The following is an 18,122-nucleotide window of genomic DNA, read 5'->3' on the forward strand; positions in this document are numbered from 1 at the left end:
CGGCCTGGAGGAGTCGCTGGCGCGCCGGCTCGTGCCCTTCGTGCTCACCGTGGTGGCCATCTCCATCGTGGTACATGGCATCTCGGTGACGCCCCTGATGCAGCGCTACGAGCGCCGCCACCCCCAGGAAGGTGCCCAGGCATGACTCCCAACGACGTCCGCAAGCTGGCGCTGTCCCTGCCCGAGGCCGAGGAACAGGCGCACTTCGACAAGCCGTCGTTCCGGGTGCGCGGGAAGATCTTCGCGACGCTCTGGGAGAAGGAGAAGTGCGCCGTCCTCAAGCTGTCCCTCGAGGAGCAGGACGCCTTCGTGAAGATGCAGCCGGAGGTCTTCGCCGTCACACCGTGGGGACACCAGGGATGGACGAGCGTCGAGCTCGCGCGCATGGACCGGGCGCTTTTCGGGAAGCTGCTCGTCGAAGCCTGGCGGCGGATTGCTCCCAAGCGCGTGGTGGCGGCGTGGGACGCGGCCCACCCTCGCGCACCGGCGAAGTGACACGGGGGCAACCCACGAGCCTCGATACCCTCACCCCGTCCCTCTCCCGGAGGGAGAGGGGAGATTGGCGGTGAGGGGAGGCAGGCGGGGCGGGGTGGGCAGTGCGGCGGTTACTGCTGCTTGTTCTTCTCGAGCTCGTCCAGCTTCTTCTCGAGCTCTTCCAGCCGCTGCGTCAGCACCGCCATGTCGCGGCCCAGCGCCGGCAGGTTGCCCGCCAGGTTCTCCACGGCGTGCTTCACCCGCTCGTCGATCTTCCGCTGCCAGTCCTCCAGCGCCCGCTGGCTCGCCTTGAGCAGCTCCGCCGGGCCTCCCGGCGTGTTGTCCTCCTGCTGCTCGGCCGGCTGCTCGGCGGGCGGGGGAGCGCCCTCCTGCATGCCTTCCTCTTTCTCGCGCCTCAGCAGCTTGTCCAGCCGCGACTCGGCCTCCTCGCGAATGGAGGCCACACGGGGAGTGACTTCCTTCTGGATGAAGCCCGTCAGCGACTCGCCCGGGTGGCGGATGATCTCCCGGAGCACCGTCAGCGGCATCCGGTTCCGCTTCTTCTCCTCCTCGAAGATGATCTGCGCCAGCGTGACCGAGGTGAGGTCCTCCTTCGTCCGATTGTCGACGATCTGGACCTCCACCCCTTCCTTGATCATTGCGGCGATCTCATCCAGGGTCACATAGCGGCTCTCGACGGTGTCGTAGAGCTTGCGGTTGGTATACCGCTTGATGACCTTGGGCTCCTTGCCCGGCACGCCTGCCTGCTCTGGCTCGCTCATAATCTCGTTCCCCGCCCACTGCGGATGCTTGCGCACACGGTGTGGGACGAAAGCCTGTAGCAGAGGGGTGGGGGGCGGGCAAGCCGGGTGGAGGCATGCTCGCGATGCCGCCCCTCTGCGCCTATACTCCCGGACCGGCCGAGCCCTGAATGATCGTCAAGTGTGAGCGGTGTCAGACGCGGTTCAAGATCCCCGACGAGAAGGTGACGGACAAGGGGGTCAAGGTCCGCTGCACGAAGTGTCAGCACACCTTCAAGGTCGCGCGAGAGGACTCTGCGTCCGCCGCGCCGGCCCCGGGTGTGCCTTCTCCAGATCCGGCCGCGAAGCCGCCGGCCACTCCTCGTGCGGGCACGCCCCTGGCCGCCCCGCCCACGGGAAAGGCCCCGGCTCGCCCCGCGGGTCTGGGCAACCTTTTCGATGGGCCCGTGAGCGCCGCCGCGTCGGTGCCCGGTGTCGCCGCGCCTCGTGGCGGTGTTCCTCCCGCCATGCTGCCGCGTGCCGGCGCGATGGAGCCACCGAAGACTCCGGCGACCATCGACCTGGACCCCTTGATGGAGTTCATGGGGGAGAACACCCCCACGCCCGCCGAGGCGCTCAAGCTCGCCGCCAAGGCGCCCATTCCGAACAAGCCCGCGGGTGCGCTCGCGACCGGTCCGGCCCAGGCGCCCAGGCCCGCGGCTCCGGCGCCCAAGCCCGCCCAGGCCGCCGCGCCCGTGCCCTTGCAGGTACCGGCGAAGAGCCCGCCCGTGCAGGTGCCGGCGAAGAGCCCCGCGCTCGCGCCCGTGAGCAGCGCCCCCTTCTCCTTCGACGAGAATGATCCGTTCGGCTCGACCGATACGGAGGCGACGCTCCCGGCCCCGGTGCCCACGCTGCCGCCCCGGCCGGTGCCCACGCCCGTGCCCGCCCGGAGCGCTCCACCGGCGCCCAAGCCGGCCGCCGCCGCGCCCGTGCCCGTGCAGGTCCCGGCCCGCAGCCCCGCGCCCGCGCCGCGCGCCGCCGCGCCCGTGTCCTTCGAGGAGCCGGATCCATTCTCCCTGCCTTCCGAGGACGCGCCGACGGTTCCGGCCACGCCCACGCTGCCGCCTCGGGGTGCCGCGCCCGCGCCGCGCGCCGCCGCGCCCGTGTCCTTCGAGGAGCCGGATCCGTTCTCCCTGCCTCCCGAGGACGCGCCGACGATGCAGGCGCCCACGCTGCCCGGCGCCTCGGCCGCTCCGGTCTACGAGGAGATGGAGGGCCTCGAGGGCAACAACCCGTTCGTCTCGTTCGAGCCTCCGCCGCCCGCTCCGGCTCCCAAGCCGGCCCGCGCCGCGCCCGTCCCGGTTCCCGCCGCGTCGGCGGGTGGGATGGAGAGCAACCCGTTCGCCGCGTTCGATCCCGTGGCGGCACTGCCTCCGGCCTCCGCGCAGGCTCCCGCGCCGGCTTCCGGTGGGGACAACCCGTTCGCCGCGTTCGACCCGGTGGCGGCGCTGCCTCCGGCCGCGAAGGCTCCGGCGCCCGCTCCGAGCCCCGCGCCCGCCGCGCCCTCGGCCATCCCGGACTGGGGTGCGCCACAGCAGGGGGCACCCTCGGGCATTCCGGACTGGGGGGCTCCGCAGCAGGGGGCGCCTTCGGGCATTCCGGACTGGGGTGCGCCGCAGACGGTCGCGGCCACGCCCACCGCCAAGGCGAATGCGCCCACCGAGCGCAACCCGTTCCCGGACTTCCCGGGGCCCGGTGAGGGCGCGCCGGGCCGCGAGGTGCTCGCGGATCTGCCGCCCGCGCCTCCGCCTCCGGTGATCGCCGCGCCTCCTCCTCCGAAGGTGGAGCAGGCGCCTGGCGGGAGCGCGGGTTCAGGCATCGCGCGGCGGCTGGCCTCGCTGGCCGCCCAGTTCATGGTGGCGGCGGTGCTGGTGGTCGGCCTGCTCGCCATGGCCATGGCCTGGCTCAACGATGGGCGGGTGGAGCTGTCACCCGAGCGCATGCGCGAGCTGGTGTCGCCCACGCGGCCCCTGGTGGCGAAGGACCTGTCCAACGGTCTCTACGAGACGGGGGCTGGGCACAGCCTCTTCTTCGTCCGCGGCGAGGTGGAGAACCGTGGCACCTCCGCCGTCCGGGTGAAGGCGGGCGTCGCGCTGTACGAAGGGGAGCAGCGGGTGAAGTCCGCGGAAGGCATCGCGGGCGCGGTGCCCACGCCCGAGGAGCTCTTCCAGCTCACGAGCCCGGCGGACGCCGAGACGCTGCGGGCCCGTCTGGACGCCGCCGCCAAGGAAGTGGCTCCCGGGGCCCGGGCGCCCTTCGTCGTCTTCTTCTACGAATACCCCTCGGATCTGGCGAACTTCCGGCTCGAGGTGACGCTCGAGCAGCAGACGGCGGTGGCCAGCGGAGGGTCGAAGGAGGGAAGCGCCGGCGATGCCAAGCCGTGAGGAGACCAGGTCCGTCATCCAGAAGCTCCACGCCCTGAGCGGGAGCGCGGAGATCGTCCGGAAGGCCGCCGCGCGGGAGCTCGCGCGGCGGGATCCGCTCGACGCGAACGAGCTGCTCCACGAGGTCATCCTGCTGGCCCGGGGAGGCTGGGAGCCGGCCACCTGCGTGCTCTCGGCCTTCGTGACGGCACTGGGCCGGGAGGCGGCGAGCATCCCCTACGCGGACTCCATGCGGCGCATGGCCGAGGTGCAGTCACTGGAGTCGGTGGCGGACCTCTTCGAGACGGGGCCGGCCCAGAAGGAGTTCGACGAGGGCGCGGCGGCCAAGGCGGACGCGAAGCTGCTCACCCAGTCCTTGGGGCACCTCAAGCAGCAGGCGCGGCTCACGAGGGATCCGGACGTGCTCGCGCGGCTGGTGACGGCGAGCAACCCGGCGGTGGTGCGCAACGCGCTCCTCAATCCCCGCCTCACCGAGCCGCTGGTGGTGCGCATGGCGGCGCGCCGTCCGGCCCGGCCGGAGCCGCTGGTGGAGATCTGGAAGTCCCCGCGCTGGTCCACGCGTCACGGGGTGCGCCGGGCGCTCGTCTTCAACCCGTACCTGCCGCCCGAGGTGGGGGTGAAGATCGTCCCGCTGCTCAACACGAACGATCTGGAGGAACTGGCGCGGGACATGTCCGTGCACCCCTCGCTGCGCGAGCAGGCCGAGCGCCTGCTGGCTGGAGGGATGGCGCCCGGCTCGAACTAGCCGCGCTTGGGGCCGGAGTCGGTGTAGTCGGCGTCGGACACGTCCTGGCCGCGCTTGGAGCGGGGCAGCGTCTTCACGTCCACGAGGTCCTCACCCTTCGAGGCCTTCTTGAACGAGTAGACGAACTTGCCCACGGCATTGCCGAGCTGACCCATCCGGGCGGCGGAGAACACCACCACCAGGATGAACCCAATGAAAAGAATCTCCCCGGTCCGCAGCCCCAGCATGCCGCGCACAGTGCAGCAAAGCCGGGGGTGAGGCAAGCCGCCTGTCGCCCCCTGGACGGCGGGGGGCGTCAGGACGCTCGCCCTGGGGGCCGGGCTGTTGCACATTGCGCGGCATGCTCCTGCTCGCCCACCGAGGTGCCAGCGCCGATGCCCCGGAGAACACCCTCGACGCCTTCCAGGAGGCCGTGGCCCAGGGGGCCGATGGCGTGGAGCTGGACGCCATGGTGTGCGGCTCCGGCGAGGTGGTGGTGTGTCACGACGAGCGCCTGGATCGGCTGGCCGGTCTGCCCTGGGAGGTGCGCACCACGTCCTACTGGAAGCTGAAGGGCGCGGACGTGGGCAGCCGGCTCGGCTTCGAGCCCGCCCGGATTCCGCTGCTGGAGGAGGTGCTGGACGCGCTGCCCTCGCACTTCCTCATCAACATCGAGCTCAAGTGCGACCAGGCGGATGACGGGGGCCTGTCCCAGAAGGTGGCGGAGCTGGTGACCCGCCGCGAGCTGGCCGAGCGGGTGGTGATCTCCAGCTTCAACCCGCTGTGCCTCTTCCGGACGGCGGCGGCCGCGCCCTCGCTGCGCCGGGGCTTCCTGATCGATCCGGACAAGCGTTGGGGGCCACAGGCGTACGTGGTGACGCCGCTCGTGTCGTCGCACTCGGTGCACCCGTACCACGAGCAGTGCACGCCGGAGCGGGTGGAGGAGTGGCGCCGCCGGGGCCTGCGCGTGGCGGTGTGGACGGTGGATGACCCCACGCGTGCCCGGCAGCTGGAGCAGATGGGCGTCTCCTACCTCATCACCAACAAGCCCCGCGTCATTCGCGAGGCCCTGCGCGGCCGGGCGGCCTGAAGGGCCTGGAGCCCCAACACCTACGTCTTCGGAAGGCCCAACTCTGTCTGCTCCAGCCAGGTCAGATCGATCCCCCGCTCCTGGTGGTGCTGGAGAAGGGCCCCCGCCATTCGCAAGCTGAGCATGAGGGCCTGGATGGCGTCTACACCGCATGCTTCACGTATCTGCTCATCACCCAACCCCTGTATCTGGAAAGGGCATGTCCAGTCGCTATCCGGTTCCGCCATGCGGCGGGGGCGGCCAATCACCAGCCGGACCTGCTGGGACTGCCCACCCTGAAGGAGTTCGTATTCCCTCTCCGCGATGACGTCGCCGATATTCGTTGGTTGGCTCATGGGACCCTTCCGCCGCTCATTTCTTGTCGAGACACCTGGAATACTCTTCCATGCACTGTGAGTAGCAGAGGGTGCGATCCTTCAGCTTCTTCTTTCGCTTGCAGCCTTCGGTACAGCGCTTGTATTGGTCGTCACAATAGCTGGAAGCGCAGGGCTGCACTGGGTCCGGCTCCGAGGGTTTGCTCTGTGCATGGGCCGCGGAGAGCAGGCTGACTGTCAGGAGCATCAATGCGTATCGGTTCATCTGCTTGCCTTCATTTCAGGTTGAACATTCATGCGCTTCGCAAGTCTCAAGACCCCGTTGCCGCGCTGTTCACCGGTGGGATACTCAGTTCATGGAGCAGGCTCTCGAGCGACTTGCCCCAGGAAATCTCGTTTTGCAAGTGACTCCGCAGCGACGTACCCGTGGGAATGACGCACTGCGGTCCCGCAGAATGAAAACGATCTCGCCGGCCCACTTGCGTGCCATTCCGTCACCCTCCTCGTGCATCTGAACCACGTGGTGGCTGGCATCTTGTGGAGCTAGGCTGTTGATGAGCTCCGCGAGCCCGCTTCGATTGCTCAGCAGCACTGGCACACCTGCGGAAATAGCCTCCAAGCCCACCAGACCGAAGCCCTCGCTCCTTGAGGGCATCAGCACCAGTGACGACTGCTGCATGTCCGAGAGGATATGCTCCGCGTTGGCGGAGTACGGCTTTACCCGCAGGTCGAATGCAGTGCTCCCTGAGGCGCCATACAAGTCCTTGCGGAGTTGCTCTCCCGTTCTGGCAGGGGCTCCGCGCACCAGCAGTATCAGCTTCTCGTTGACGAACTGTGTCGACTTCGAAGCCAGTGCCACGGCACGTGTGGCAATGTCCAAGCCCTTGAGTGTCGCGTCCTCTGCTCGGCCGGGCAGCAGGATCTGGACGTCACGCGGGGGGCCGTCGAGCGGCTCGACCGCACTGAGGCCAGGGACGAACGCATGGACCTTACGGCTCCGTGGGTGCAAGAGCCTCTCGTATTCACGCTGCAGGCGGGGGCCCACGGCCACGAGCAGTTGGGCGGCTCCCGCCAGTTCGAGTTCGAACTGCTCCCGGGCGTCCGCTGTTTCCGCCGCATCCTTCGAGACGTCTTGCTCCGTGAACCATTCGATTCGACCCGGAGCGGCGTGCAGGAAATGGATGCGCTGGCTGTTGGGGAAGTGGTCAGCAACGAGGCTCAACGCCGCATGTCCGGTGATCCGGCCATGGCCGATGATGAAGTCTGGCTTGGTCCCCGCGGGTAACGGCGGGCGTCTGAGGAGCCGCTCCCGCTCGCTCCCGGGCCCGGGGGCCACGACAAGCTTCACCCCCTCTCGCTGGCTGTCTTCCTTCTCCGTCTGGCTGGCTGACGGGACGTAGCAGTAGACCTCATCGGCAAGGGACGCTCCCCATCGGGAAGCGGGCGGCCTAGAAATCCAGGCCGAGTGTGGTGCTGAAAGCCAGCACGGCGGGTACGGCGCGATCCCTGTACTTCTCGCCCGTCTGGGCGTTGGCCACCTCGATGAAGCCCTGGTTGCTGAGGGACACCTCAGCGCCGAGCTGCAGTGCGCCGCCGATGAAGCGCACGCCCCCGTAGAGGCGGCTGTTGACGTTCTCCATCAGCTTGACCTCCCGGTACACGCCGGTGTTGTCCAGGCCCGCGTAGGGGTTGGCCGGAGGGGTCGTGCTGTCACGCGTCCGGGTCTGATCGAAATCGAGCGTGTCCGTGCTGGCCGCCACGCCCGTCAGGTCGAGGCCGCCGTACGGGGTGAGCGTCACCATGCCCCCGAGCGGGAACTGCTTGCCCACGCCGAAGTCGAGGCCGGCCGCCGTCAGATCGAAGTCCTTGTTGCCCATCAGCCGCGTCACGTGCGCGCGCACGGCGATGTCCGGTAGCCAGGTGAAGCCCTCGTTGACGGCCCACTTCAGCTCGCCGGTGGCGGTGAACATGTCGCTGCGGTCGATCCACCCCACGCGGGCGCCCAGCTCGAAGGAGAAGGGCAGGCCCTTGCGCACATGCACCGAGGGCAGCAGCAGCGGATTGGTCGGCGTGCCCTCCGTGGGCATCGTCACCTGGCCATCCTCATTGCCCGGAGTGGGCAGGCCGATGACGCTCAGCTCCGCGTTGAGCGAGAAGCCCGCGTGCCCCAGCGTCTCCGGCGGCATCAGGTTCGCCGACGTCATCACCGCGGCGAAGGTGCGTGCGAAGGCACGGAATCTTCCGTTGACCTCCGCGACGGTTACCGGGTCCGTGCCCGGATTGCCGAGATTCGTAATCTTGATGTCATTGCGGTCCGCGTACGCGGCGGAGCCGCACACCAGAACCGCGAGGGCCATCCCACGGCTGAACGTCCGCATCCTCAGTACCGCCTCCCAGGCGCGCGTCCGGCGGCGGCGCCAATCGGAGGGACGCTAGCGTGCGTTCGAGGAAAGCGTCAATAAAACGGGCGGCTTCCGAGGGGGCCAGGTGCCCCGACGAAAGCCGCCCGGAATGCGGACGATCAGCCCGTCTACCCGTTACGGCTTGCCCGGCTTGGTGGCCGTGGCCGGAGTCACCACCTTCTGGGCCACCTCGGCCGGACGGCGGCGGATGACCAGGGTGCGGCGGCTGGCGAAGTCGGTGCTCTCGCGGGCCACCACCAGCACGCTGTTGTTGCCCTCCTTCAGGGAGAACTCGGTGCTGAACTTCAGCTTCTGCGGCTCGCCCGCCTTGGCCTTGGTGTCCACGCCCTGGAAGTAGACCTTCTGGTCGTTCACCAGCACGTACATGTCCAGCAGGCCCTGGGCGTCGTCCACCTCACCGGAGAGGGTGTACTTGTCGCCGTTGGCCACCAGGCCCCCCTGGGCCAGGTCCACGTCGAGCTTGATCTCCGGCGGCGAGCGGCGCGCCACGTACGCCATTCCCTGGGGCGCCATCGTCTTGCCACGCGTCTCCCGGGCCTCCTCGGCGCTCACGAAGGCGAAGCGATCCTTGTCCAGCTCCACCCGGTAGAAGCCCTTGGTGGCCGCGTCCGTGTTGAGCACCGCCGTGCGCGACAGCCGCGCCAGCACCGGGGCACCCTGCTCCGGCGACGCCAGCAGCTGCGCCTTCTCCGACACCTTCAGCTGGCCCTTCTTCGGCTCCATCTTCGCCACCGGCGCGTCCGTCACGGGCAGCTCCAGCTTCTCCATGGCGAACTCCTCCAGCGGCTCGTCCACGATGGCCAGGCGCAGCGGGAAGGTCTTCCCGTCGTAGCCCTTCTTCACCTCCAGCTGGAAGCGCGCCGTCTTCGTCTCGCCCGGGGCCAGCTCGCCAATCTTGAAGCGGCCCTTCTCGATGAAGATGTCCGGATCCCCCAGGTTCTTGATCTGCGCGAACGAGTCGAGCGCCTTGCCCTTGCCCGTGTTCGTCACGTCCATCACCAGGGTGATGTCCTCGCCGCGCTGGGCGGTGCCGTCGCCGTTGCACGTCTCGCAGTTGTCGATGACCTGCCAGTTGAAGGCGAAGGCGGGACGCGGCAGCTCGGAGAAGTTGAGCTCGCTCACCAGCGTGGTGGGCAGGGCTCCGTGATCGTCGTGGAACTTCACCGTCACCTCGTCCCGGCGGGACGTCAGGTCCTTGGGCAGCTTCACCTTCACCTTCCAGGTCTTCTTCTCACCCGGGGCCAGGCTGCCGATGAGGAACTCGCGGCGATCCAGGTAGTAGTTGTCGCTCTCCGTCCAGGCGCGCACGCGCTTGAGCGGCTCGGTGCCCTTGTTCTCGGCGGTGAGCGCCAGCTCGAACGTCTCGCCCGCGGCGATGCGCTGGTCCGCGGAGGGGGTGAAGGTGGCCGCGAGCTTCACGTCCTTGGGCGTGGCGCCCGCGCTCCAGTCCACGTTGAGCGCCTGGATGGCGGCGTCGATGCGCTGCTGCTGCTCCTCGCGCTTCTTCTCCACGAAGCCCTTGCCCTTCTGCAGCATCTGGCGCCGGTCCGCGAAGGGCACCTGCAGGACGTAGTCGCGGGCGAACTGCACCTCGAAGTCCTCCTTCACCTCGTCCTGGCTCTCGGCGTCCATCTGGTCGTCGAGCTCCTCGCCGGTGCTCACCGCGTCGATGTCCAGCAGCGGGTGCCCCTTGGCGTCCTTGGCGGCCACCTCGGGATTCTTGGCGGCCTCCTCCTGCTTCTTGGCGATGGCCTGCTGCTGCTTCTCGTCCAGCTTGAGGTAGCGCACCGACTCCTGCGGCTTCTCGCGGCCCAGCACGTCCTCGCGCTTCTTGGCCACCGAGTCCGAGTTCGGGTTGCCGAAGTGCTGATCCAGGTCCGCCTCGCCAATCGTCTTGCGCGGGGCGAACACCAGCACGCGCTCGTCCGTGACGGCCGAGGGCACCAGCTCGATGTCCGGGACGATGCCCACCTCCTGGATGGAGACGTCACCGGGGGTGAGGTACTTGGCGATGGTCAGCTTCAGCGCGCTGTCGTCCGGGAAGTCATAGAGCACCTGCACGCTGCCCTTGCCGAACGTCTGGCGGCCGATGATGACGGCGCGGTTGAGGTTCTTGAGCGCGCCCGCGACGATCTCCGACGCCGAGGCGCTGCCCGCGTTCACCAGCACGGCCACGGGGAAGGTGTCCTCGCCCTCGTCCGGACGGGCGCGCTTCTCCTCGCGCAGCTTGTCGGACAGGCCCACCGTCGAGACGATGGTGCCGCTGGACAGGAACGTGTCGGACACCTGGATGGCCTGCTCCAGCAGACCGCCCGGGTTGCCGCGCATGTCCAGCACCACACCCTTCAGGCCACCCTTGGCCTCGGTCTGCCGGCGCATCTCGCTGAGCGCCGACTGCAGGTCCCGCGTGGTGTTGCCCTGGAAGTTCTTCAGGCGGACATAGCCCACGTTGCCGGCCAGCAGCTTGTGCTGGACGCTCTCGATGGAAATCATCGCGCGGCTGAGCGTCATGGGGCGCGGCTTGTCCCAGCCCTTGCGCTCCACGGTGATGGCCACGCGGCTGTCCACCGGGCCCCGCAGCTTGGACACGGCCTCGTTGAGGTCCATGTTGACCGTGGACTCCTCGCCAATCTTCTTGATCTGGTCATCCTTCTGGATGCCCGCGCGCGCCGCCGGCGTCTTGGGCAGCACCTTCACCACGGTGAGGTTGCCCTCGCGCATCTGGATGACGAAGCCCAGGCCGCCGAACTCGCCCTTGGTGGAGAGCTTCATCTCCCGGTACACCTCGGGGCGCAGCAGCACCGAGTGGGGGTCCAGGGTGGAGAGCATCCCGTTGACGGCCGCGTACTCGATGTCGCGGGTGTCCTCCATGGGACGCATGTTCTTGCTCACGAAGTCGAAGACGTCCTTGAGCGTGAAGGACATCTTCCAGAGCGAGTCCACGTGGCTGATGTCGAACTCGCGCGTCTTGCCGTTGACGTTGACGTTGAGCTTGCCGGACTCGGCGTTGCCGTCCACGAGCACGTCCGGGACGCTCTTCTCCACGTACTCCAGCGCGGAGATCATCATCTCCTTGGGCTTCACGCGCTTGGGGTCGACGTAGTTGTCCTTCACATAGAGGATGACCTTGGTGAAGACGCGAAGGGAGGAGAGGTCGTGGGTGGGGCCTCCCTTCTCACCGGCGATGCGGGTGGAGTCCGAGCTTCCCTGGCCGGCCTCCGCGACGCCGAGTGTCAGAGGCAAGGGCGCCCGGTCGTTGCCCACGAGGGCCCAGGCGCCAAGGAGAACGGCGACGGCGGTGATCCGGCGAAAGAGTCGCGGCATGGTTCATCCAGGGTGGGGCCCATGGGCCCCGGGGGTGATGCGTGAAAAGCCCAGCAAATCCGAGCGGTTGGCGTGAAGAACGAGTGCCGGGAGCAACCGGGCAAGCCTAATCATGGCTTCTTGGTGCTTCAAGCCGACGCCTTCCCGCAGCGTTCGATAACGCCACCAGGGCCCGCCGCGTTCCCGGCGCCGGGCCACCAGACGAGACAACCGGCCCCATGGATTATTTCCCGGCGGGCCCGGACGAGGGGGGAGGAGGCACGCTGCCCACGGCGAGCAGCCCCCGGTACAGCAGGGTGCCGCCCACGACGGCCACCGGGAGGAAGAGGCTGTTGAGGATCGGCACCCAGAGCAGGACGTAGACGCCCGCCCCGAAGCCCAGGCAGAGCAGCCAGCGCTGGCGCAGCACCCGGCGGACCTCGGAGAAGGGGTACTGGTGGCGCGTCATGGGCGCGGCGAGGTGCTCTCCCGCCAGCCAGAACGCCGTCCACAGGGTGGCCAGCACCGTCCACGCCGTGTTGCCCGCCACCGGCACCAGGTTGAGCGGGAAGATCACCGCCAGTCCCAGCACCAGCAGGGAGACGCGCGCCAGGGTGTGCCCCAGGCTGGTGGCCAGCCCCTGGAGGAAGGAGCCGAGCCGGAAGGGGGGCGAGGTGTAGCCGCCGCACTGGGCCTCGGTGAGCTCGGACAGGGGATCCTGCAAGGGGGCCAGCACCACCGGCACCAGGATGTTGGCCCCCACCACCAGCAGCACGAGGAACATCAACACCAGGACGAGGTACCAGAAGACCTGGCCGTACCAGGGCCCGGGGCGGGTCCACAGCCACCCCAGCAGGTCCGGGGTGTAGCGCCAGAGCAGGGCGAAGAGGGCGCCCAGGGCCACCAGGGTGACGACGGCGCACAGGGCCGACAGGCGCTTGAGCGCCGGGGTGCGGAAGATGAGGCTCCCGGCCCGGAACAGGAGGCCGAGCCCCTGGAACACGTCCGCCGGACCGGCCCGGGCGGAGAAGGTGGGCACCGGTGAGGGGTGGGTCATTGCCGTCACGATGCGCAAATGACGGCGGTGGGGTCAACGATCGTTATATAGGGCCGCCATGTCTCTCGATCTCCAGCGTGCTGTCTCCGAGCCCATCACCTCCGTCGACATGCTGTTGGCGGGCTTCCGTTCCGCGGAGAAGCCCCCGTCGCAGCACCTGCTGGGACTCGAGCACGAGAAATTCGTCTATCCCGTCCAGTCCGCCCGGCCCGTGCCGTACGAGGGGCCCTCGGGCATCGGGGCGCTGCTGGAGCGGCTGGCCCCCAACGGCTACACTCCCTTCCGCGAGACGCCGAGCTCCCCGGCCATCGCCCTGCAGAAGGGGATGCTCACCATCTCCCTGGAGCCCGGCGGGCAGCTGGAGCTGTCCGGCTCGCCCCTGCGCACCGCCCGCGAGGCCCACGCGGAGAACCTCGCCCACCTGGCCGAGGTGAAGACCGCCGCCGGGGCGCTCGGCCTGCGGCTGGTGGCCCTGGGCTACCGGCCGTTCGCCACCCCGGCCGACATGCCGTGGATGCCCAAGACGCGCTACCTCGCCATGCGGCAGTCCCTGCCCGAGCGCGGCCGTCTGGCCCTCAACATGATGTTGATGACCTCCACCGGTCAGGTCTCCCTCGACTGGTCGAGCGAGGCGGACTGTGTGCGCAAGACGGTGCTGACGGCCCGCCTGGCCCCGTTGATGGTGGCCCTCTACGCCAACAGCCCCATCGTGGACGGCAAGCCCTCGGGCTACCTGTCCTTCCGCAACCGCGTCTGGGACGAGGTGGACCCCACCCGCTGCGGCTACCTGCGCTCCTTCTTCGACGGCTCCTTCTCCTACCGCGCCTACGTGGACTGGGCCCTGGATGCGCCCATCCTCTTCCTGCGCCGGCGCGGGGAGTACCTCCGCCCGAAGATGTCCTTCCGCCAGTTCATGAAGGACGGCTTGGAGGGCTCGCCCGCCGACATGTCCGACTGGACGGACCACCTCTCCACGCTCTTCCCCGAGGTGCGGCTGAAGAAGGTGATGGAGGTGCGCGGCGCGGACTGCGTGTCGGCGCCGATGACGGGGGCGCTCGCGGCGCTGTGGCGCGGGCTGCTCTACGGCCCGGGCGCCATGGACGAGGCCGAGAAGCTGCTGCCCCAGCTCTCCTACGACGAGCACCTGGCCTTCCACGACACCGCGCGCCGGCAGGGTCTGGCCGGGCGGCTGCGCAACCAGGAGATCCACCGGTTGGCGGGGGAGATGGTGGCCATCGCCCGCCGGGGCCTGGAGCGCCTGGACCGTGAGGACGCGCCCCTGCTCGAGCCGCTCACCGAGGTGGCCGCCTCGGGCCGCTCGCCCGGTCAGGCCGTGCTGGAGGCGTGGGAGAAGGATCCCCGCCCCGAGGCGCTGCTCGACCGCGCCGCTCTCTAGGACGGGCCTCCGGGGGCCGTCGCCGCGGGTGGCCCCAGGCGGAGTGGATCCCAGACGTACTCCTCGGTGGGGGTGAGCTTCATGTTCGTCAGGCCATGGCGCCTGACGAGCTCGGCGAAGCGCTCGGAGACGAGGATGCTGCCCGGCAGGCCCCGGGGACGGAACACGTCCTCGCCGGACCAGGTGCCCGGCTCCAGGGTGTAGCCGTGGATGGAGTCCACTCCTGTGGAACGGCACTCCGGGCATGTCACGGGCTCGACGCGGCGGATGTGGCTGTGCGCCTCATCCACGGCGGCGCGGCTGTAACAGGGTTTGACGGCGAAGTAGCGGGGCACGGCACCGGGCTTGGGGCCCTTGCGCTTCCTGATCACCCGCGACACTTCGGCGGGATGGAAGCCGAGCAGCCCGGTCAATCCTTCCTGCCGGAAGGCGTCGGCGAAGCGCTCGGAGATGAGGAAACTGTTGCCACCGCCAGGTCCCCGGACGAAGTCGCCGAGCCCCTGTCCATATAGTTCCAATCTGACGCGGTGCGGGGGCAACCAATCCAGCATGCCGATGGGATCGCCACACCGGGGGCATCGGGCGCCATCCCCGATGTTGTCCGGCTCGAGCACCCAGAACTGGGTGTCATGCGTTCCCCACGTGTCCTCCTCGAGCTCGAAGAAGCGCTGGGACAGGGGCATGTCAGAGACCCTCGGGGAATTCATCGGGAAACCTCCTCCGCATCTCCGGACGACTGTAGATCTCGCGGAGGAACTTCCAGAATTGCCTCGGGTTTGCCTTTTCGTGGCGAGCGAGCCACCGGATGACCTCTTGATCCACATCGCGGTGCCATTGCTGATAACCGCAGTGTGACTCCTGGTCCTTCGCCCGGAGTTTGAATCGCGCATCCCGAGGCTCATACAGTCCGCGAAGGGTGAGATGTTTCTCCAGCGCCCTGGCGATGGGCCGGGAGATGACGTGGTGCTCCTGACCCGTGCATTTGGGTGGCTCGCCCGACTCCGCGCCTTCGGAGGCTTCGTCCGCCTCGGCGCCCTCGTGCTCCGAGGCCTCCTCCTTGAGCGTCACCTCCGCGGTGGCCTCCTGGAGCACCCTCGCGCCCCTGAGGGCTTCGGCGATCTGTGATGGAGTGGCCCCACACCGCTCCGCCGCGCTTTGTGGCCATCGTCGGATGCAGCAGTCCGTCGTGTTCAGGCAGGTGACCTGGGCCAGGAGCGTGGGCGTACTCGCGACGCTCGAACCGCTCGCGAGCACCACCCACAACCAGAGTCCCAGGACGCTTCTCGAGAGGCGCATTCCTCCAGCATAGGGGGAGGGTCCTGTTCACCGGATCGTCACTCTGGTAAATTCTCGACAAATACCGCTCTGCTGGATAATTCGCGTCTGGCTTGAATAGCGGGTTTGGGGTATTGGCGGCTCGGGTTCGGGACACCGGGGTGGCCGGGGGTGTCCATCCGAGAGGCCAGAGCGATGACGGTACGCACCAGAATCCTGCTGTTCGCGGCGGTGGCGGTGGGGCTCGTCGCCGTGGTGGGCGGGTCGCTGTACTCGCTCGCCACCCGGGGGCGGAGGAGCACGGAGCAGGTCTTCGCCATGCAGGAGCAGAACACCCTGTACGGCAAGCTGACCGGAGACGCCGTGTGGGTGCCGCACGCGTTGCTCGAGGCGCGCGGCAAGGGGCAGGAGCCAGGCGCGGTGCTCGCGGCGGAGCGGCGGCGCGCCACGGCGGACTTCGGGCACCTCCGGGAACTGGCCGAGATCGACAGGTCGCCCGAGGACGTTCCCGGCGTGATCGCCCTGATCGACGCGGCTCAGCGCGCGCACCTGGACTGGATGGAGCGCCTGGTGGCACGCGTGCGTCAGGCCGGGACGGGTGGAGAGGACCGGGTGCTGCACGAGTCGATCGACTCCTTCCGCTCGGACGTGATGCCGCACCTGGACAAGGCCTGGGTGATGAACCGCGAGCGCCTGGCCAGGCACAAGCGGGATCGGCTCGAGGTCCTCCGGGCCAACCAGGTGCTCGGCGCCGTCGTGCCGCTCGTGGCCCTGGGCCTGGTGCTCTCGCTGGCGGCCACCGTGCTCTTCACCCTGCGGCGCTCGTCGCGGGAGCTGCTGCGGGGCGCGGCGCGCATCGGCCGGGGCGACTTCACCACCGAGCTGCCGGTGAAGGGCGCGGACGAGTACGCCATGCTGGCGCGGGCCTTCAACCGGATGATGGAGGAGCTGCGCGACACCGTGCGCGAGAAGGAGCGGCTGGCCAAGGCCGAGGCCGAGTCCTCGGAGCGGGAGATGCGCCGCTACAACACCCTGCTGGAGGAGACGGTGCGCCAGCGCACCACCCAGCTGGAGGAGGCCAACGCGCAGCTGCTCTTCGCGGACCGGCTGGTGACGGTGGGCCAGCTGGCGGCGGGCGTGGGCCATGAGATCAACAACCCGCTCGCCTTCATCCTCGGCAACCTGAGCTACGCGCGCGAGGAGTTGGAGCGGATGCAGGGCGCGCCCTCGCCGCTGGAGCGCGAGGAGCTGCTGGCGGCGCTCGCCGAGGCGCACGAGGGCGCCGAGCGGGTGAAGCTGCTGGTGCAGGACTTGAAGATGCTCGCGCGCGCGGACGACGCGGTGAGCGGCCCGGTGGACCTGGAGTCGGTGCTGCGCAGCGCGTCGAAGATGGCGGCGCACGAGGTCCGCCAGCGGGCGCGGGTGGTGATGCAGACGGAGGGAGCGCCCCGGGCCCATGGCAACGCGGCCCGCCTGTGCCAGGTGTTCCTCAACCTGATCATCAACGCGGCGCACGCGATTCCCGCGGGGCAGGTGGAGCAGAACGAGATCCGCCTGGTGGCCCGGCAGGCCCTGGACTCGCGCGTGCTCGTGGAGGTGAGCGACACCGGCTGCGGCATTCCCGCCGAGAACCTGGAGCGCATCTTCCGGCCGTTCTTCACCACCAAGCCCGCGGGCGTGGGCAGCGGGCTGGGGCTCTCGGTGTGCCAGCGCATCATCACCATGCACGGCGGCGACATCGCCGTGGAGAGCCAGCCGGGCCGGGGCACCACCTTCCGCATCTGCCTGCCGGTGCATCCCGCCGAAGAGGCTCCCGCGGTGGCCGGAGCGATGGCCGCCTGAGCCCTCTCGGCATCGGGCAGCACGAAGCCCCGCCGCGCCCGGTGGAGGCACGGCGGGGCCCGGCTTCATGAGACTCGGTGCCGCGAGGACTAGAAGCGGCCGCCCACCGTCAGGGCGAAGTTGAGCAGGTTGCCGTCCGGGTTGTCGTCGGCCGGGTTCAACGTCACGCTGGCGGTGTCCGCGAACTCGTCACCCACGAGGATGCGGTACGAGGCGCGAGCGCCCGCGAAGACGTTGTCGGTGAACCGGTAGTCCAGGCCCGCGGCGAGCGGCACCTCGGCGAGGATGTCGTTCTCGTAGATGGCGTCCGCGCCGTCCGTGGCGTTGAGGTAGCTCACGCCCACGCCCGCGCCCACGTAGGGCCGCAGCTTCTGCTGCAGCACGAGCGGACCGGCCTTGGCCAGCACGCCCAGGTTGTAGCGGTACATGGCCTGATTGTCCCCGACGCGGTCATCGTCGATGGGGAGCCGCTGCCCCTCGACCCCCGCCTCGACGCCGAGGAGCTGCCAGGGCTGCGCACCCGCCGTGATGCCGATCAGCGGGCCCGGGGCCGTGCGCGCGCCGAGATCACCGGTGAGACCACCCACGCCCAGACGCACGTCGAGGCCCACCTTCGTCTGGTCCGGGTTGAAGTTGAGCCGCTCCCCGACATCCGAGGCTTCGACAGCCGCGAGGGCCGAGCCAGCGGTGCAGAGGGTAACCATCGCGATACCACCCATCCACGAACGAATCTTCATCTCGTCCTCCCATCAAGCACTTCGGATGTCTGCTGGCGGGAATCTGGCCATTCGTCCGGAATGAGAAGCACTGGACGCCGAAACAGGAGGGACGGCCGTGCACGCTCCCAGCAGGGGATGCGGCGCTCGTCTGGTCTCCTGGTGTCCCAGGAGGCATGGGCCCCGCTAGCCCGGATTATTCACCGGGACAGAGGAGAAGGAGGGCGGTTGCGGGCGTAACGCCCTGATTTAGCTTGGGTTTGCTCAAGACTCAGGCCGCCTCAGAAACGCACGCCCGCATGACACAGCGTACTCCAGCCGTTC

Annotated in this window: 16 protein-coding genes; 6 read left to right on the forward strand and 10 right to left on the reverse strand. The window is 69.0% G+C overall.

Annotated features, from left to right (window positions below; genetic code table 11):
• Positions 1–141: 141 nt before the first annotated feature.
• Complete coding sequence (locus tag VFZ09_RS07200; protein ID WP_329726741.1) at positions 142–495, forward strand: MmcQ/YjbR family DNA-binding protein; 354 nt, start codon at positions 142–144, stop codon at positions 493–495.
• A gap of 110 nt (positions 496–605) precedes the next feature.
• Here the strand turns inward: VFZ09_RS07200 and VFZ09_RS07205 are convergent, their stop codons facing one another.
• The gene (locus tag VFZ09_RS07205; RefSeq protein ID WP_329726742.1) at positions 606–1,256 is read right to left on the reverse strand and encodes a polyhydroxyalkanoate synthesis regulator DNA-binding domain-containing protein; all 651 of its coding nucleotides are present in this window, start codon (positions 1,254–1,256) and stop codon (positions 606–608) included.
• A gap of 149 nt (positions 1,257–1,405) precedes the next feature.
• On the opposite strand from VFZ09_RS07205, the gene VFZ09_RS07210 reads away from it, so the two are divergent.
• On the forward strand, positions 1,406–3,658 hold the full coding sequence (locus VFZ09_RS07210; protein ID WP_329726743.1) for a zinc-ribbon domain-containing protein: 2,253 nt from the start codon (positions 1,406–1,408) through the stop codon (positions 3,656–3,658).
• Complete coding sequence (locus VFZ09_RS07215; RefSeq protein WP_329726744.1) at positions 3,645–4,403, forward strand: hypothetical protein; 759 nt, start codon at positions 3,645–3,647, stop codon at positions 4,401–4,403. The genes VFZ09_RS07210 and VFZ09_RS07215 overlap by 14 nt, the downstream gene beginning before the upstream one ends.
• Here the strand turns inward: VFZ09_RS07215 and VFZ09_RS07220 are convergent.
• Positions 4,400–4,630 carry a twin-arginine translocase TatA/TatE family subunit gene (locus VFZ09_RS07220; protein ID WP_047862949.1) on the reverse strand — a complete coding sequence of 77 codons (231 nt, stop codon included), beginning with the start codon at positions 4,628–4,630 and terminating at the stop codon, positions 4,400–4,402. The two genes, VFZ09_RS07215 and VFZ09_RS07220, sit on opposite strands and share 4 nt — an antisense overlap.
• Before the next feature lie 113 nt (positions 4,631–4,743).
• Here VFZ09_RS07220 and VFZ09_RS07225 point away from each other — a divergent pair, with 113 nt between their 5' ends.
• Positions 4,744–5,472, forward strand: a complete 729-nt coding sequence (locus tag VFZ09_RS07225; RefSeq protein WP_329726745.1) for a glycerophosphodiester phosphodiesterase — start codon at positions 4,744–4,746, stop codon at positions 5,470–5,472.
• Between the two features lie 20 nt (positions 5,473–5,492).
• Here VFZ09_RS07225 and VFZ09_RS07230 read toward each other — a convergent pair whose 3' ends face one another.
• From VFZ09_RS07230 to VFZ09_RS07250, 5 genes are all read right to left on the reverse strand, one after another.
• Positions 5,493–5,807 carry a DUF6968 family protein gene (locus VFZ09_RS07230; RefSeq protein WP_329726746.1) on the reverse strand — a complete coding sequence of 105 codons (315 nt, stop codon included), beginning with the start codon at positions 5,805–5,807 and terminating at the stop codon, positions 5,493–5,495.
• Between the two features lie 328 nt (positions 5,808–6,135).
• Complete coding sequence (locus VFZ09_RS07235; RefSeq protein ID WP_329726756.1) at positions 6,136–7,290, reverse strand: glycosyltransferase; 1,155 nt, start codon at positions 7,288–7,290, stop codon at positions 6,136–6,138.
• Positions 7,235–8,143 carry a hypothetical protein gene (locus VFZ09_RS07240; RefSeq protein ID WP_329726747.1) on the reverse strand — a complete coding sequence of 303 codons (909 nt, stop codon included), beginning with the start codon at positions 8,141–8,143 and terminating at the stop codon, positions 7,235–7,237. Before VFZ09_RS07240 ends, VFZ09_RS07235 begins: the two co-directional genes overlap by 56 nt.
• Positions 8,144–8,323: 180 nt before the next feature.
• A complete protein-coding gene (locus VFZ09_RS07245; RefSeq protein ID WP_329726748.1) occupies positions 8,324–11,533 on the reverse strand; it encodes an MXAN_5808 family serine peptidase in 3,210 nt (1,069 codons plus the stop codon).
• Between the two features lie 223 nt (positions 11,534–11,756).
• Entirely contained in the window at positions 11,757–12,569 is an 813-nt protein-coding gene (locus VFZ09_RS07250; protein ID WP_329726749.1) for an EI24 domain-containing protein, read from the reverse strand.
• Between the two features lie 58 nt (positions 12,570–12,627).
• Here VFZ09_RS07250 and VFZ09_RS07255 point away from each other — a divergent pair, with 58 nt between their 5' ends.
• Positions 12,628–13,965, forward strand: a complete 1,338-nt coding sequence (locus tag VFZ09_RS07255; RefSeq protein ID WP_329726750.1) for a glutamate--cysteine ligase — start codon at positions 12,628–12,630, stop codon at positions 13,963–13,965.
• Here the strand turns inward: VFZ09_RS07255 and VFZ09_RS07260 are convergent.
• On the reverse strand, positions 13,962–14,672 hold the full coding sequence (locus VFZ09_RS07260) for an imm11 family protein (RefSeq protein WP_329726751.1): 711 nt from the start codon (positions 14,670–14,672) through the stop codon (positions 13,962–13,964). The genes VFZ09_RS07255 and VFZ09_RS07260 overlap by 4 nt on opposite strands.
• Entirely contained in the window at positions 14,650–15,261 is a 612-nt protein-coding gene (locus VFZ09_RS07265; RefSeq protein ID WP_329726752.1) for a Wall-associated protein precursor, read from the reverse strand. Before VFZ09_RS07265 ends, VFZ09_RS07260 begins: the two co-directional genes overlap by 23 nt.
• A gap of 174 nt (positions 15,262–15,435) precedes the next feature.
• On the opposite strand from VFZ09_RS07265, the gene VFZ09_RS07270 reads away from it, so the two are divergent.
• Positions 15,436–17,082 (forward strand): sensor histidine kinase, encoded by a 1,647-nt coding sequence (locus tag VFZ09_RS07270; protein WP_329726753.1) that lies wholly within the window; start codon positions 15,436–15,438, stop codon positions 17,080–17,082.
• Positions 17,083–17,171: 89 nt separating this feature from the next.
• Here the strand turns inward: VFZ09_RS07270 and VFZ09_RS07275 are convergent, their stop codons facing one another.
• A complete protein-coding gene (locus tag VFZ09_RS07275) occupies positions 17,172–17,819 on the reverse strand; it encodes an outer membrane protein (protein ID WP_329726754.1) in 648 nt (215 codons plus the stop codon).
• Between the last annotated feature and the right edge of the window lie 303 nt (positions 17,820–18,122).

The sequence above is a fragment of the Archangium sp. genome (assembly GCF_036277355.1).
In the GTDB taxonomy this organism is placed as follows: domain Bacteria; phylum Myxococcota; class Myxococcia; order Myxococcales; family Myxococcaceae; genus Archangium.